General features: G+C 60.1%; 14 protein-coding genes. 13 read left to right on the top strand and 1 reads right to left on the bottom strand.

Annotated features, from left to right (window positions below; all coding sequences use genetic code 11):
- Nucleotides 1-71 precede the first annotated feature (71 nt).
- From FIU93_RS25015 to FIU93_RS25000, 4 genes are all read left to right on the top strand, one after another.
- Nucleotides 72-1,211, top strand: coding sequence for a substrate-binding domain-containing protein (locus FIU93_RS25015; RefSeq protein WP_152507084.1), 1,140 nt, complete (start codon nt 72-74; stop codon nt 1,209-1,211).
- Nucleotides 1,212-1,312: 101 nt separating this feature from the next.
- Nucleotides 1,313-2,401, top strand: coding sequence for an ABC transporter ATP-binding protein (locus tag FIU93_RS25010; protein WP_152507083.1), 1,089 nt, complete (start codon nt 1,313-1,315; stop codon nt 2,399-2,401).
- A gap of 2 nt (nt 2,402-2,403) precedes the next feature.
- A complete protein-coding gene (locus tag FIU93_RS25005; RefSeq protein ID WP_152507082.1) occupies nt 2,404-3,327 on the top strand; it encodes an ABC transporter permease in 924 nt (307 codons plus the stop codon).
- Complete coding sequence (locus FIU93_RS25000; RefSeq protein WP_022997678.1) at nt 3,324-4,475, top strand: ABC transporter permease; 1,152 nt, start codon at nt 3,324-3,326, stop codon at nt 4,473-4,475. Before FIU93_RS25005 ends, FIU93_RS25000 begins: the two co-directional genes overlap by 4 nt.
- A 22-nt stretch (nt 4,476-4,497) precedes the next feature.
- Here the strand turns inward: FIU93_RS25000 and FIU93_RS31780 are convergent, their stop codons facing one another.
- On the bottom strand, nt 4,498-5,037 hold the full coding sequence (locus FIU93_RS31780) for a PAS and helix-turn-helix domain-containing protein (protein WP_055659566.1): 540 nt from the start codon (nt 5,035-5,037) through the stop codon (nt 4,498-4,500).
- 86 nt (nt 5,038-5,123) lie between these two features.
- Here FIU93_RS31780 and FIU93_RS24990 point away from each other — a divergent pair, with 86 nt between their 5' ends.
- The 9 genes from FIU93_RS24990 (at nt 5,124) to FIU93_RS24950 (ending at nt 15,520) form a co-directional block, all read left to right on the top strand.
- Entirely contained in the window at nt 5,124-6,449 is a 1,326-nt protein-coding gene (locus tag FIU93_RS24990) for an acetylornithine deacetylase/succinyl-diaminopimelate desuccinylase family protein (protein WP_022997676.1), read from the top strand.
- Complete coding sequence (locus FIU93_RS24985; RefSeq protein WP_152507081.1) at nt 6,436-7,920, top strand: ABC transporter substrate-binding protein; 1,485 nt, start codon at nt 6,436-6,438, stop codon at nt 7,918-7,920. Before FIU93_RS24990 ends, FIU93_RS24985 begins: the two co-directional genes overlap by 14 nt.
- A 101-nt stretch (nt 7,921-8,021) precedes the next feature.
- Complete coding sequence (locus tag FIU93_RS24980; protein ID WP_152507080.1) at nt 8,022-8,969, top strand: ABC transporter permease; 948 nt, start codon at nt 8,022-8,024, stop codon at nt 8,967-8,969.
- A complete protein-coding gene (locus tag FIU93_RS24975) occupies nt 8,969-9,799 on the top strand; it encodes an ABC transporter permease (RefSeq protein ID WP_152507079.1) in 831 nt (276 codons plus the stop codon). The genes FIU93_RS24980 and FIU93_RS24975 overlap by 1 nt, the downstream gene beginning before the upstream one ends.
- A complete protein-coding gene (locus tag FIU93_RS24970) occupies nt 9,796-11,385 on the top strand; it encodes a dipeptide ABC transporter ATP-binding protein (RefSeq protein ID WP_152507078.1) in 1,590 nt (529 codons plus the stop codon). Before FIU93_RS24975 ends, FIU93_RS24970 begins: the two co-directional genes overlap by 4 nt.
- 11 nt (nt 11,386-11,396) lie before the next feature.
- Nucleotides 11,397-12,851, top strand: coding sequence for an aldehyde dehydrogenase family protein (locus FIU93_RS24965; RefSeq protein ID WP_152507077.1), 1,455 nt, complete (start codon nt 11,397-11,399; stop codon nt 12,849-12,851).
- A gap of 124 nt (nt 12,852-12,975) precedes the next feature.
- A complete protein-coding gene (locus FIU93_RS24960; RefSeq protein WP_152507076.1) occupies nt 12,976-13,716 on the top strand; it encodes an SDR family oxidoreductase in 741 nt (246 codons plus the stop codon).
- An 85-nt stretch (nt 13,717-13,801) separates the two neighbouring features.
- Nucleotides 13,802-14,191: a GFA family protein gene (locus FIU93_RS24955; protein ID WP_055659119.1), complete on the top strand. Its 390-nt coding sequence runs from the start codon at nt 13,802-13,804 to the stop codon at nt 14,189-14,191.
- Nucleotides 14,192-14,599: 408 nt separating this feature from the next.
- Nucleotides 14,600-15,520, top strand: a complete 921-nt coding sequence (locus FIU93_RS24950; protein ID WP_022997667.1) for a sugar ABC transporter substrate-binding protein — start codon at nt 14,600-14,602, stop codon at nt 15,518-15,520.
- The last annotated feature ends 15 nt before the right edge of the window (nt 15,521-15,535 follow it).

The following is a 15,535-nucleotide window of genomic DNA, read 5'->3' as shown; positions in this document are numbered from 1 at the left end:
CCAAAAAAATGCGGCCTGTAACGCGCCAGAACGAGGAACAGTTTGGTGAGACCAACAGTGAAGGGGAAGTCATGATCAGTTTTAAAAAGGGAGCATCCGCAACGCGGCGCGATTTCCTGAAAACCGCAGCCGCGGCAGGCGCAGGGCTGTCCATGCCGGCAATCGTCAGCTCCAGCGTGCTGGCCTCGTCCGGTGAAATCAACATCATGATGTGGTCGGACTATCTGCCGGAAAGCTTCGTCAACGGCTTCACGGACAAGACCGGCATCAAGATCAACTTCACCGGCATCGGCTCCAACGAAGAGATCATCAACAAGCTGAAGGCCACCAACGGCGAAGGCTTCGACATCGTTTCACCGACCGTAAACCGCAACCTTCTGTGGGCAGAACTTGGCCTGTTGCAGCCGTTCGACATGTCGAAGGTCGCGCTCGACAAGGTCAACCCCTCAATGGCGCTTGGCGAAACCCACTGGAACTTCGACGGCAAAGGCGTCTTCTGGCTACCGCATATCTGGGGCACGGAAGGCATTGCCTGGCGGACGGACGCCTTTGTTCCGGGCGGCGAATTCCCGAGCTATTACGATGTCTGGGATGAAGCCAATGCCGGCAAGACAATGGGCCGTGGACATTCCATGCTGCTTGGCCTCGGTCTCGGCCTTGAAGGCCGCGGCGAACTGGAGCCGGGTTCCATGTGGGCTGCTTACGAGAGCCTGGAAAAGATGGACGAGGTCTGGACCAAGGTCGTTGAGGCCGCCATCGCCAAGAAGCCGAACATCAAGCTGATCTGGAACGATGCGGATACCCAGAAGAACGGTCTCCTGAACGAAGGCGTGATCGTCGGCCAGACCTGGGACGGACCTCCGCTTGCTCTGAAAACGGCTGGTGAGCCGGTCATGTACCGGGCGCCGAAGGAAGGTGCGATGGCCTGGGTCGATGGGCTTGCCATGCCGACCGGAGCGAAGAACATCGACCAGATCTACGCCTTCATCGAGACGGCTTATGACGCCAAGCTCGCCGGCGAAGCCATCAAGACCCACGGCTACAATTCACCGGTAATCGGGGCGGCCGAATTCGGCGGCGAAATCTATGCCAAGAACTTTGCCGATGCTTATCCGGGCGAAGCGCTGGACAACCTGAATGCCTGGCCGGCGGAAGCCCCGTGGTATTCGGAAAAACGGACCGAATATACCAACAAGTTCCTGTCCGCTTAAGGCCTCTCCGGCTTTCTCAATGGCGGGTGCCGGGCGCAATGCGTCCGGCGCCAGGCCGCCCTTTTTCCGTCTCCCTTTCCCGCCGTCCTGCTGAGAGCGCCATGGCCACAAAAGATATTGTTCTGGATCACGTTTCCATCCGTTTTGGGGCCTATACCGCGGTCGACAATGCACATCTCGTCATCAAGGGCGGCGAGTTCTTCTCCTTCCTGGGGCCATCCGGCTGCGGCAAGACCACCTTGCTGCGGTGTATTTCCGGCTTCTCCGATCCGTCCGAAGGCCGGGTGTTGATCGGCGGGCAGGACATGAAGGGCATCGGCCCGAACAAGCGCCCGACAGCGCTGATCTTCCAGAACCTTGCTCTCTTTCCGCTGATGAGCGTTGCCGACAACATCGCCTTTCCGCTGGAGGTCCGGGGCATCGGCCGCAAGGACCGGCGCAAGCGGGCAGACGAACTTCTGGACATGATCGCGCTTCCCGGTGTCGGCGACAAAAAGGTGCACGAACTTTCCGGCGGTCAGCGACAGCGCGTGGCGATTGCCCGTGCGCTGGCGGTCGAGCCGGATATTCTGCTTCTTGATGAGCCGCTGTCCGCGCTCGATCTGAAACTGCGCCACCACATGCGCACCGAATTGCGTGCCATCCAGCAGCGCGTCGGACTGACCTTTATCTATATCACCCACGATCAGGGCGAGGCCTTGACCATGTCGGACCGTGTCGCGGTTATGAACTCCGGCGTTATCGAGCAGGTCGACCCGCCTGAAACCATCTACAATCGGCCGAAGACTTCGTTTGTCGCCTCATTCGTGGGCGAGACCAATGCCATCGAAGGCAAGGTTGCCCAGCAGTCGGACGCGCTGGTTTCCGTTGAAACGCCACTCGGCCGCCTGCAGGGAAGGGCAGCAGGCGGGCGTCAATACAAGGCGGGCGAAGACTGCATCCTGTTCATTCGACCCGAGCAACTGAGCCTTGGTGATGGTGCCCCCAACAGCTTGACAGCGAACTGGGTGAAGGAAGAGTTCGAAGGCAATTCACGGCAGATGTTCCTGGAAGCGAACGGTGTCCAGCTTCGGCTCACCCGGGTCAACCTTGGCGGTGCGCCGGACAATCTCTCCGGTGGTGCCGTTTCGCTCGGCTTCACGCCTGAGCAGGCAATCGTCCTGCCGCATGGCGCACTTGCGGGAGCGTGAGGATGAAAGCGCTTCAAAACGTATTCAGGGAAATTTCCGGCAAGCATGGTCTTGGCGCTGCATCGTTCGTCGCGGTGGCGGTTCTGTTCTGGGTCATCTGCCTGATCACGCTGCCGCAGGTGGCAATGCTCGACTATTCCTTCCGGTTCAACCTGCCGGCAGCTGAAGTCGGTGGACCGCAAGATGTCTATACTCTTGAAAACTATTCATATTTTTTCCAAGGCAACGACGGTACGGTAAACACGCTCGATATCGGTATCCTGTTCAAGACCCTGATCGCGGCGGTGTTCGTCACCTGTATCGACATTCTGCTTTGCTACCCGATCGCCTTCATTCTCGCTCATTCGGCCACCGGCGTGGCGGCGCGGATGATGGTCATCGGCCTGATCGTGCCTTTCTGGGTCAACGAGATCCTGCGTGCCTTCGCCTTCCGTGTCCTGTTCGGCTCCACGGGCCTCATCAACGGCATCGGCATGTCGTTGGGTCTGTGGGATCAGCCTGTCGATTTCATCCGGGCTGACGTCGCGCTCTATTCCGGGCTGACCTACGCCTACATCCTTCTGATGGTGTTCCCGATCTTCAATGCTGTCGAGGCGCTTGACCGCAACCAGATCGAAGCGGCAGGGGACATGGGCGCAAGCTGGTGGCGGGTGCATTGGCGGGTGGTGCTGCCGGTTGCCAAGCCGGGCATCGCCTCCGGGGCAACCATGGTGTTCATGCTGACGGCAGGTGCGCTTGCAGCACCCCAGATCCTCGGCGGTCCTTCCAATCTCTGGTTCACCCAGCTCATCTACCAGTGGTTCAACGAGAGCGCCAACTGGCAACGCGGTTCGGCCTATGCGGTGATCCTGCTGATTGTCTGTATCTCCTTCGTCATGATGCTGATGCGGATCTTCAAGGTCTCCATCGGGGAGATCGGCCGATGAACCGGGGCACAGGCGGCGGCGTGGTCGCGGCAGGCTTCTCCCTGCTTTTCTTCACCTTCCTGTTCGGGCCGCTGATCATCATGGTGATCACGGCGTTCAATTCGTCCTCCTTCCCGCGGATCACGCCATGGGAATGCTTCACGACGGATTGGTTTGGCGTCCTCTTCGCCAATGACCGTCTTATGAGCGGGCTGGCCAACAGCTTGGTGATCGCCATCAGTGTGGTGGTCATTGCCGTGCCGATCGGGCTGGCGGGAGCGCTTGCGCTCTCGGAGCTCGGACCGCGCCTGCGTGCGGCGCTCTACACGGTGCTGATCACGCCTATCCTCATTCCGGGCGTCGTTCTGGGCATCTCGACCATTGTCTTCTGGGGCGCTTTCGGCAGGTCCGTTGGCGCGGACTACGGTTCGATCTTCTACAACGGCATGTTTCTGACACTTGCCGGTCAGGTCACCTTCATTTCCGCCTATGCGATGCTGGTGTTTCTCGCAAGACTGCAGCGCTTCGATCCGATCCTGACGGAAGCCGCGCTCGATCTCGGCGCGACGCCGGGACAGGCCTTCCGCAAGATCCTGTTGCCGTTCCTGTGGCCGGCCATCGGCTCTGCCGCGTTTCTGACCTTCCTGGCGTCTTTCGAGAACTACAACACCACCGTCTTCACGATCCTCTCCGGCAATACGTTCACCACGGCACTGGCTTCCAAGGTCCGTCATGGGACAGACCCTTCCTTGTCGGCGCTGGCGGTCATCATCATCGGTATTACGCTGATCGGGGCAGTGGTCCACGAAGCCCACATGCGGCGGAAGGAAGTGATGCGGACCGGCACTGCTGCGCGTTCCCGCATTTACGGCAATCCGGTTCTGCGAACGCTCGTCCACCCGCTGACGATCTTCGTGATCCTCCTGGGTGTTGCAGGCTTTGCCACCTATCAGGGTTCGCAGCACGATGCTGGCGTTTGCAAACAGCAGATCCTCGATGACAAGCGCGCGCGTCAGCAGGAACTTCTGGAGGAGCAGCGCCGGAAGATGGAAGCGCAACAGCAGAACCAGGCACCTGCGTCCACGGCGCCGGTTGAAGCGCCGGTGAAAGCCAATCCGTCGCCCTTCGGCGGGGCCTTCAAGCCCAATGGTTTGAAACCAGGCGAGTAACAAGTGAACAGAAGCGTGCCGTCTATTGTCCGGAAAGCCGGGACAGCAGCACGGCAACGCTTTTGACCTGAAACTTCTTCAGAAGGCGCGCGCGCACATCCTCAACGGTTCTTGGGGACAGGCTCAGGACACGGCCCATTTCCTTGCTGGTCTGCCCCTGGGAAAGAAGCAGCAGGACATCGCGTTCGCGCGGTGTCAGCTTCGGCCCGGCAGCAGCATTGTCGATCAGGGCGAAACTCAGGACGATCCGTGCCAGCGGTGTTTCCGGCGTCAGGGTTCGCGCCCGAAACCGGCACCAGATTGGCGTTCCATCGGATCGGCGCATCAACCGCTCGTCCGTGTAGGGCAGGGACCGGCGCAAGGGCTCCAGGCCAATGTCGCGGATCTGGTGAAATTCCTGATCCGTGCCGTAGAGCAACCGGAAACTCTGCCCGATCAGCTGAGACTTCTTGAACCCGAACATCTCAAGGAATGTCTGATTGCAGGCACGAATGATCCGGTTTTCGGTCAACGCCAAACCCATGGGCGCGTTTTCGAAGGCCAGTTGGTCGAGGTCTGTCATGTTCCACCGTGTTCCTACGGTATTGGCACCGTAGTTTGACGGTAGCATAGTTCTCGTTGCTTTTACCAAGGGGAGGCTGAGACGGGATGGCGCTAGCAGACGACCTGATCCGGGAGATCGACGGAAGGCGCGAGGATCTGATCGCGTTGACCCAGGACCTTCTGCGCATTCCCACGCTCAACCCGCCCGGCGAGAACTACCGCGATATCTGCGATTATCTGCAGAAGCGTCTGTCCAGGTCCGGCTTCGACATCGAACTGATCCGGGCGCATGGAACACCCGGCGATAGCGACAAGTATCCGCGCTGGAACATCGTCGCGCGCCGGGATGGCGACCGGCCAGGTGAATGCGTGCACTTCAACAGTCATATCGACGTTGTCGACGTCGGCCACGGCTGGACAAAGGATCCGTTCGGCGGGGAACTTGTCGACGGCAAGATTTACGGCCGAGGCGCTTGCGACATGAAGGGCGGCCTTGCCGCCAGCATCGTTGCAGCCGAGGCTTTCCTTGCGGTCTGTCCGGACTTTGCCGGAGCTATCGAGATCAGCGGAACGGCCGACGAGGAATCGGGGGGCTACGGCGGCGTCGCCTATCTTGCAGGCAAGGGCTATTTCAGTCCGGACCGGGTTCAGCACGTCATCATTCCCGAGCCGCTGAACAAGGACCGGATCTGCCTCGGACACCGAGGAGTGTGGTGGGCCGAGCTGGAGACATTCGGAGAGATCGCACATGGCTCGATGCCGTTCCTCGGCGATTGTGCCGTCCGGCACATGGGAGCGGTGATCGATGAGATGGAGCAGAGCCTGTTTCCGGCGCTCGCGCAAAAGCGCACCGAAATGCCGGTGGTGCCGGAAGGCGCGAAACAGTCGACGCTCAACATCAATTCCATCCACGGTGGTCAATCGGAAGGCGATGCGGACTTTACCGGTCTTCCGAGCCCCTGCGTGCCGGACAGTTGCCGGATGGTGATCGATCGCCGGTTCCTGCTGGAAGAGAACATCGACGACGTGCAGGCGGAAGTCCTGGAAGTTCTGAAGACGGTTGAAGGACGGCGCGACAAGTTCCGCTACGACTTGCGGGAACTGCACAGGGTGCTGCCCACCATGACCGAAAAGGATGCGCCCGTGGTGCGGACCGTCGCGAAGGCCATTGCCGAAACCATGGGCCGTGAAGCTGAATATGTCGTCAGCCCGGGTACCTACGACCAGAAGCATATCGATCGTATCGGCAAACTGAAAAATTGTATCGCCTATGGCCCGGGCATTCTGGATCTGGCACATAAACCGGACGAATATGTGGGAGTGGATGACATGCTCGATTCTGCGAAGGTCATGGGCCGTTCGCTGATCGAGCTGTTGGCAAGGCCTTGCGAAAGCAGCCTCAATAAAGGGGGAAGTCATGCGTTTGCGTAAGTTTGGATTGGGTCTGGTCAGTGCTTTGGCACTGGCAGTGAGCATGGGAATGGCCCATGCAAAGAGCGATATCGTGGTTGCCATGCAACTGGAACCGCCACATCTGGACCCGACTGGTGCCGCTGCAGGCGCGATTGATTCTGTCCTTTACTCCAATGTCTTCGAAGGCCTGACCCGCTTCGGTCCGGATGGCTCGGTCAATCCCGGGCTGGCCGAAAGCTGGGAGATTTCCGAGGACGGCAAGACCTATACCTTCAAGCTGAACGACGGCGTGAAATTTCACGATGGATCGGATCTGACGGCGGACGACGTCAAGTTCAGTCTCGATCGTGCCCGCGCAGACGACAGTCAGAACGCCCAGAAAGCGCTGTTTGCCGGTATCGAGAGCGTGGAAGTGGTTGATCCGCTGACCGTGAAGGTAACGCTCAAGGAGCCGAACGGCAGTTTCCTGTTCAACATGGCCTGGGGCGATGCGGTTATTGTCGCTCCGGAATCCATTGGCGATATCAAGAGCAAGCCGGTTGGAACGGGCGCGTTCAAGTTCACCGACTGGGTGCAGGGCGACCGGATCGATCTGGAAAAGAACGCCGACTACTGGGGTGAACCGGCCAAGCTCGACAAGGTCACCTTCAAGTTCATTTCCGATCCGACGGCTGCCTTCGCGGCCGTGATGGCGGAAGACGTTAACGCCTTCGTCGGTTTTCCGGCGCCGGAAAACCTGCCGCAGTTCGAGGCCGACGCCCGCTTCCAGGTGCTGGTCGGCTCTACCGAAGGCGAGACCATTCTTGCAGCCAACAACAAGTTGCCGCCGCTCGACAACATCAAGGTGCGCGAAGCGATTGCCCACGCGGTTGATCGGCAGGCGATCATCGATGGCGCGATGTTCGGTTACGGCACGCCGATCGGCACGCATTTTGCGCCGCATAACCCTGACTACGTCGATCTGACGGGGAGCAGCCAGTACGATCCGGACCTCGCCAAGAAGCTGCTGGCCGAGGCCGGCTATGCGGATGGTTTCACCACCACACTCAAGCTGCCGCCGCCATCCTATGCCCGCCGGGGCGGGGAGATCATCGCCGCTCAGCTTCGTGCCGTCGGTATTGAAACGGAAATCACCAACCTGGAATGGGCGCAGTGGCTGGAGCAGGTCTTCAAGGGCAAGGATTTCGGCCTGACAATCGTCAGCCATACCGAGCCGATGGATATCGGCATCTATGCCCGGCCGGATTACTATTTCCAGTATGACAATGCGGACTTCCAGAAGCTCATTGCCGATCTGACGGCGGAGAACGATCCGGCAAAACGCTCCGACCTTCTGAAACAGGCTCAGGAGACGATCTCAAGGGACTACGTCAACACCTACCTGTTCCAGCTCGCATTCCCGACCATCGCCGACGCCAAGATCAAGGGGCTCTGGGAAAACCAGCCGACCCAGGCAACGGATCTGACGGCGGTCTACTGGGAAGACTGACCCATACCGCAAAGCGGATGCTCGCGCCCGGTGTGCGGGCATCCACCTTCACTCCTTTCCTTTTGCCGGTATCTGACTGCCGATAGGCACGCGACGCGTTCATGCTGCAATATTTCCTGAAACGCCTTCTGTCCCTGGGGCTCAGCCTCGTGGCCGCGTCGGTGATAATCTTCCTGGCGCTGGAAGTGGTGCCGGGTGATCCGGCGTCCTACATGCTTGGCCTCAACGCCCAGGAAGACACGCTTGCAGCCCTGCGCGAGGAACTGGGCCTTGGCGGCAGCATCCTTGAGCGCTATGCAGCCTGGGCAGGTGGTCTTCTGGTCGGCGATTTCGGCACGTCCTACACATATCGCACATCCGTTGCAGGCATGATCGCCGACAGGCTTTGGGTGTCTCTGCCGCTGGCAGTCTATGCTCTGGTGCTGAGCACCTTGATCGCCTTTCCTGCCGGTATCTGGGCTGCCTCGCGCCGTGGCTCCCACGCCGATGGCGCCGTCATGGGCGTGACCCAGCTCGGCATCGCCATCCCCAACTTCTGGTTCGCGATGCTGATGGTGCTGGTCTTTGCGATCAATCTGCGCTGGTTTTCTGCCGGCGGATTTCCCGGGTGGGACGCGGGATTCTTCGCTGCCATGAAAGCGCTGACGCTGCCGGCCATCGCCCTGGCCCTGCCGCAGGCGAGCATCCTGACACGGGTGATGCGCTCCAGCCTGCTGGACACGCTGGGAGAGGACTTCATCCGCACTGCCCGTGCCAAGGGTCTCAGCAAGGGGCAGGCACTCTGGCGTCATGCGGTGCGCAACGCCCTTATTCCGGTGCTGACGATCCTCGGGCTGCAATTCTCCTTCCTGCTGGCGGGCGCAATCATCATTGAAAACGTCTTCTTCCTGCCGGGCCTCGGCAGGCTGGTCTTTCAGTCGATCAGCGCGCGCGACCTGATCGTGGTCGAAAGCGTCGTGATGCTGCTGGTCTTTGCGGTCATCGTCGTCAACTTCACTGTCGACATGGCCTATGCCTGGGTCGATCCGAGACTGCGGAGGCGGCGTTGATGAGCGTCCTGTTCCACAGCCGCACGCTGCTGCCAGGCGCCATTCTGACGCTTCTGTTCACGGCCGCCGCGCTTATCAGCCTCGTCTGGGTTCCGTATGACACGACAGTGCTGGATATCGCCAACCGAATGAAGCCGCCAAGCTGGCTGCACCCCTTCGGTACCGATCAGTTCGGGCGGGACATTCTCAGCATGATCATGGTCGGTGCGCGCACATCCATAGCCGTTGCCCTGGTGGCTGTCGGCATTGGCATGGCTGTTGGTGTGCCGCTCGGTCTTGCTGCAGCTGGCAGGAAAGGCGGCCTGATGGACGAGATCATCATGCGCGCCAATGACCTTGTGTTTGCGTTTCCAAGCCTTCTGATCGCGGTCATGATCACTGCCGTCTTCGGGGCGTCGGCGCTCAACGCCATCATCGCCATCGGCATCTTCAATATCCCGGTCTTCGCCCGCCTGACGCGCGGCGCCGCGCTGTCGCTCTGGAACCGGGAATACATTCTGGCGGCGCGGGTCGCGGGCAAAGGCTCGGCGCGTATTTCGCTGGAACACATCCTGCCCAACGTCGCCAATCTCCTGATCGTTCAAGGCACGATTCAGTTCTCTCTGGGCATTCTCGCCGAAGCGGGGCTCAGCTATGTCGGCCTCGGAGCACAGCCGCCGACTGCCAGTTGGGGGCGGATGCTGGCAGACAGCCAGACGATGATATCGCTCGCGCCTCATCTGGCGTTGTTTCCGGGCCTTGCCATCCTTCTGACGGTGCTTGGACTGAACCTGCTTGGCGATGGCCTGCGGGACAGTCTCGATCCGAAACTCAGGCGGGCCCGGACATGAGCCTTCTGACCATAAGGAACCTGTCGCTTTCCATTCACGGTCTTCAGATCCTCCGGAATGTCTCAATGGAAGTGGCGCCGGGCCGTATTCTCGGGGTGATCGGCGAGAGTGGATCAGGCAAGTCGATCACGGCCTTTTCCGTGCTGCAGCTGTTGCCGGGCGGCGCTTCCTGCACCGGTTCGATCAATCTGTCGGGCAAGGATATCCTGTCGCTTGGCGAAGCCGAAATGTGTGGCCTGCGCGGGCGGGACGTCGGCATGGTCTTCCAGGAGCCGATGACCGCGCTCAATCCGCTGAAGACCATCGGCGACCAGGTTGCCGAGACAATCCTGATCCACGAGCGCGTTTCGAAAGCCGAAGCAATGGTTCGCGCAGCGGATGCCCTGCAACGCGCGGAACTACCGCAGGAACGGTTTCCGTTAAGCCGGTATCCGCACGAACTCTCCGGCGGTCAGCGCCAGAGAGTGGTCATCGCCATGGCCATTGCTCTCAAGCCCAAGCTTCTGATTGCCGACGAACCGACCACTGCACTGGATGTCACGACCCAGGCACAGATCCTGGAACTTCTGAAGCGTCTCGTCGCCGAGGACGGCATGGGGCTGATGCTGATCAGCCACGACCTCGCGGTCGTGGCCGACCTTGCCGACGATTTGGTGATCATGCGTCAGGGCGAGGTGGTCGAAAGCGGTCCGGCCAAGACGCTCTTCGGCAATCTGCAGCATCCCTATTCGCGCGCGTTGCTGGAAGCCTCCGCTCATGTGCCCGAACGCGGCAACGAAACGCTGGAACAGCCCCTGCTGCAGGTGTGTGATGTCGTGCGCGATTATACCGGACATACACACGGATGGTGGGGCAAGACCACGCAGTTTCGTGCTGTTGATGGCGTCAGCTTCGAGATCCGCAAGGGCGAGAGCCTCGGCCTTGTCGGTGAATCGGGTTGCGGCAAGTCCACACTGACGCGGGCTATCCTGGGTCTGGAAGAAGTGCAGGGCGGCGAAATTCTGTTCGACGGTCTGCCTGTCTTCACCCATCGCCACGCCAACCAGATCGTGCGCCGGCGCATGCAGGTGGTCTTTCAGGACCCCTATGGAAGCTTTAATCCGCGCTGGCGGGTGGACAGGCTGATCACGGAGCCTTTCCATCTGCTCTCTGACCCGCCCAAAGGGGCCGAGCGAGACGCGGCAATTGCCGAAGCTCTTGAAAGCGTCGGTCTGAGCGCGTCGGATGCCCATAAATACATTCACGAGTTTTCCGGTGGGCAGCGTCAGCGCATCGCAATCGCACGTGCGCTCATCATCAAGCCGGACCTGATCATTCTCGACGAAGCAGTTTCAGCGCTCGATGTGTCCGTTCGCGCCCAGGTGCTCGACCTACTGGCGGACCTGGCCGACAGGTTTGGCCTGACCTACCTCTTTATCAGCCACGATCTCAGCGTGGTCCGCTCGATAACGGATCGGGTGCTGGTGATGAAATCCGGCAAGATTGTCGAGCAAGGGCCGACGGACACGGTCTTCGACCGGCCGAACCATCCATATACCCAACAACTTGTTGCTGCCGCACCGGTCCTTCCGGCCGGCATCCTTTAGGGGAGGAACCCATGACCCAGGAACTGGACCTTTGGTTCGATCCGGCCAAATGCCTGATCGGCGGAAAATGGGTGGAGCCGGCAGGAGGCGGAGAACTGCCGCTCAACGATCCTTCAACCGGGGCACGCATAGGTGCGATTGCCCGCGGTGGAGCGACTGATATCGATGCAGCGGTCGATGCGGCCGAAGCCGCCATGGCAGGCGAATGGGGGCGGACCAACGCCGCCGAGCGGGGCCGGTTCCTGTTTCGCCTGCGCGAGCTGGTGCTGGAAAAGGTCGACCATCTGGCGCGGATCGAATCCATCGATGTCGGCAAGCCGCTGAAACAGGCACGCGCAGACGCTGTCGCTCTTGCCCGCTATCTGGAATTTTATGGCGGGGCTGCAGACAAGCTCCATGGCGAGACAATTCCCTATCTCGATGGGTACACGGTCTACACATTGCGCGAACCGCATGGCGTTACCGGGCATATCGTGCCTTGGAACTACCCGATGCAGATCATCGGCCGGTCAGTTGGCGCGGCGTTGGCAACAGGCAATGCCTGTGTGCTGAAACCGGCGGAAGACGCCTGCCTGACGGCGCTCGCCTTTGCCGATCTCGCCCGCCAGGCCGGTTTGCCTGACGGTGCGCTGAACGTGGTTCCGGGTCTCGGGTCGGAAGCCGGTGCGGCCTTGACCGCACATCCGCGTGTCCACCACATCTCTTTCACCGGTTCGGTTGCAACCGGTGTTCAGGTGCAGACGGCGGCAGCCCGGAATGTCGTGCCGGTAACGCTGGAGCTCGGCGGCAAGTCGCCTCAGCTTGTGTTCGAGGATGCCGATCTGGATGCTGCCCTGCCATTCCTGATGAACGCAGGCATCCAGAACGCCGGGCAGACCTGCTCGGCTTCCTCACGCATACTGGTGCACAGGTCTGTTCTCGATCAGGTGACCGAGCGCATGGCGGCTCGCTATGGGTCGCTGACGGTCGGGCCTGCACTGAACGATCTCGACGTCGGACCGCTGATCTCGGCCAAGCAGAAAGACATCGTCTCCGGTTTTCTGGATCGGGGGGCGGACCTGCAAAAGGTGGCGGAAGGTGTGTTGCAGGACGCACCGGAAGGCGGGAACTACGTCTGCCCGACCCTTTTTGCCGGCGTTTCACCCGGCCACGTGTTGGCACGGGACGAGATTTTTGGCCCGGTGCAGGTGATCATTCCCTTTGACGACGAGGAAGAAGCAATCTCGATTGCCAATGGCACAGACTACGGCCTTGTCGCGAGCCTGTGGACCCGCGACGGTGCCCGCCAGATGCGGCTCGCCAAAAAGATCCGGACCGGCCAGGTTTTCATCAACAACTACGGTGCCGGTGGCGGTGTCGAGTTGCCGTTCGGCGGTATGGGCAAGTCCGGTCACGGCCGGGAAAAGGGGTTCGAAGCGCTTTACGGCTTCACCACGCTGAAGACCGTTGCGGCGTTTCACGGATGAACGCCCCGACGCTCAATTCGATGCGCGTACAAAGAACAATTGATTGTAGCTCCCTGATCCCGGCTCGCGCTTCGCTCGTCCGGGATGATGCTGGAGAGCAAGGAACCAAGATCGGGAGGTTTGCATGAGACTTGAAGGAAAGAAGGCGATTGTCACGGGTGGGGCCTCGGGCTTTGGTGCCGGCATCGTGCGCAAGTTCGCAGCAGAAGGCGCAAAGGTCATGGTCGCCGACCTGAACCTGGACCTTGCAGAGGAAATTGCCGCGGAAGTTGGCGGACTGGCCATCAAGACGGATGTCTCCAGCAATGACAGCGTCAGCCACTTGGCCGATGTTGCCTCCTCGCTGCTCGGTGGGGTCGATATCCTGGTCAACAACGCCGGCATCACGCATATGCCCAAACCGATGCAGGACGTCACGGAAGAAGAGTTCGACCGGGTCCTCGCGGTCAATTGCAAGTCGGTCTATCTGACCGCGAAGCACTTCGTCCCGGCCATGACGGAAGCCGGCAAGGGGGCGATCCTGAATGTGGCTTCCACCGCAGGCCTCAGCCCGCGTCCCAGGCTCAACTGGTACAACGCATCCAAGGGATGGATGATCACCGCGACAAAGACGATGGCGGTCGAACTTGCCCCGTCGGGCGTGCGGGTCAACGCAATTTGCCCGGTGGCCGGCGAAACGCCGCTTCTGAAAAGCTTCATGGGTGAAGACACGCCGGAAATGCGTGCCAAGTTTCTCTCCACCATTCCCATAGGCCGTTTTTCGACACCGGAAGACATGGGCAACGCAGCCTGTTTCCTGTGCTCGGATGAGGCGGGCATGATTACCGGGGTTGCGATGGAAGTTGACGGCGGACGCTGCATCTGAGGATTGATCAGCCTCGGCGGGATCATGTATCGACAGGTCCGAACAGATTTGCGCGACATCCAGACGGCCGAAGGAAGACGAGATCATGAAGCGATACACCGGTGGCTGCCTGTGCGGGAATGTCCGGTTCGTGGCAGAAGGCGAACCGTATCGGGTCGGCCTTTGCCATTGTCTTGACTGCCGCAAGCATCACGGGGCGCTGTTCCACGCCTCTGCTGTCTTTCCGCAGGATGCCGTAAGCCACGAAGGAGAAACGGGCGCGTATCGGGGGCGGTTTTTCTGTCCTCGGTGCGGGTCGTCCGTTTTTTCGCAAACGGGTGATGAAACCGAGGTGCATCTGGGAGCGCTGGACGCACCCGACCAAATGACCCCGACCTACGAACTCTGGACCATCCGCCGCGAAGCCTGGCTGCCGGAATTTCCGATTTCCAGACACTACGAGCGCGATCGGGAAAACGAGGGCCGCGAGGAGTAGAGGCTTTCAAACCAGGGCTGCGTGCCAAGTGGATGGCGAGTAGGCCCTGCATTGCGCGTCACGCCTTCGCGTTCCGGTCGCTGAAGCTTCGAAACCTGTAAGACTGCGCGCTCTGTCTTCCGGTTTGTGCATCTGCAACCGGTTGTGCCCTTGCAGTCAGGCAGGAAGTCAGGGGGCTGGATTCGGCCCCCTTTTTGCTGCGCTATAACGCTCCCAAGCAAATTTTTTCACGTTTAAATTCAGGTGAAAGATCCTGAAATCACTCGCTATTTCTACACATGAAATGAATGCATTCAAAAAAATGAAACGTTTCATATTGACGTTGTAATTCGGCCGTGCTTTCAATTGTGCAGCCTGATAGCGCCCTTGGAATGGCGTGAGAGGTGCAGCCTTTTTGGGAGGAAAATCATGAAGTTATTGAAAATCGCTGCCGCGGCAGCGACCGGCCTCGCTTTGCTTGGTGGAACCGCTCTTGCCGACGACAAGCCGGTGGTGGGCCTGATCATGAAGTCACTGGCCAACGAGTTCTTTCAGAACATGATGGTTGGTGCCGAGGAGCACCAGAAGCGCCGTGGCGACTATGAGCTCAAGGCCGTCGGCATGCAGAACGAGACCGACTTTGAATCCCAGATCAACGCGGTCGAAAACTTCATCACGCAAGGCGTTGACGCCATCGTTGTCGCTCCGGCCGACAGCCGCGCCATGGTCCGTCCGCTGAAAAAGGCGATGGAAGCCGGTATCGTCGTGGTCAACTTCGATGTGGCGCTTGATGAGGAAGCCAAGAAACAACAGGGCGTAGAACTCGCGTTCGTCGGCCCGGACAACCGCGGCGGTGCCAAGCTTGCCGGTGATGCACTGGGCAAGAAGCTGGGTGAGGGCGCAAAGGTTGTCATCATCGAGGGCAACCCGGGTGCGGACAATGCCACGCAGCGCCGCCTGGGTTTTGAAGACTCTGTTGCCGAGTACAAGCTGGACCTGCTCGACAGCCGTACAGCGCATTGGGAAACCGAAGAAGCCAACCAGGTCTTCGCCACAATGCTGACAGCGCATCCCGACGTTCAGGGCGTGATGGCGGCCAACGACTCCATGGCGATTGGCGTTGTAAAGGCACTGGAAAGCGCCGGCCGCACCGACATTGAAGTCATTGGTTTCGACAATATTCCTGCAGTCGGCCCGATGATCGAAGACGGCCGGATGCTGGCTACCGTCGACCAGTTCGGCACCGACATGGCGGCCAATGCCATCGACATGGCGCTCGACGTCGTTTCGACCGGTGAGCAGCTTCAGGGCTGGGTCAAGACGCCGATCGAATTGGTGACTGCGAAGTAAGCAGTCTCAAGAACG

This window comes from Labrenzia sp. THAF35 (assembly GCF_009363595.1).
GTDB classification, from domain to species: Bacteria; Pseudomonadota; Alphaproteobacteria; order Rhizobiales; family Stappiaceae; genus Roseibium; species Roseibium algicola.
This window is presented reverse-complemented; position numbering and strand designations above follow the sequence as displayed.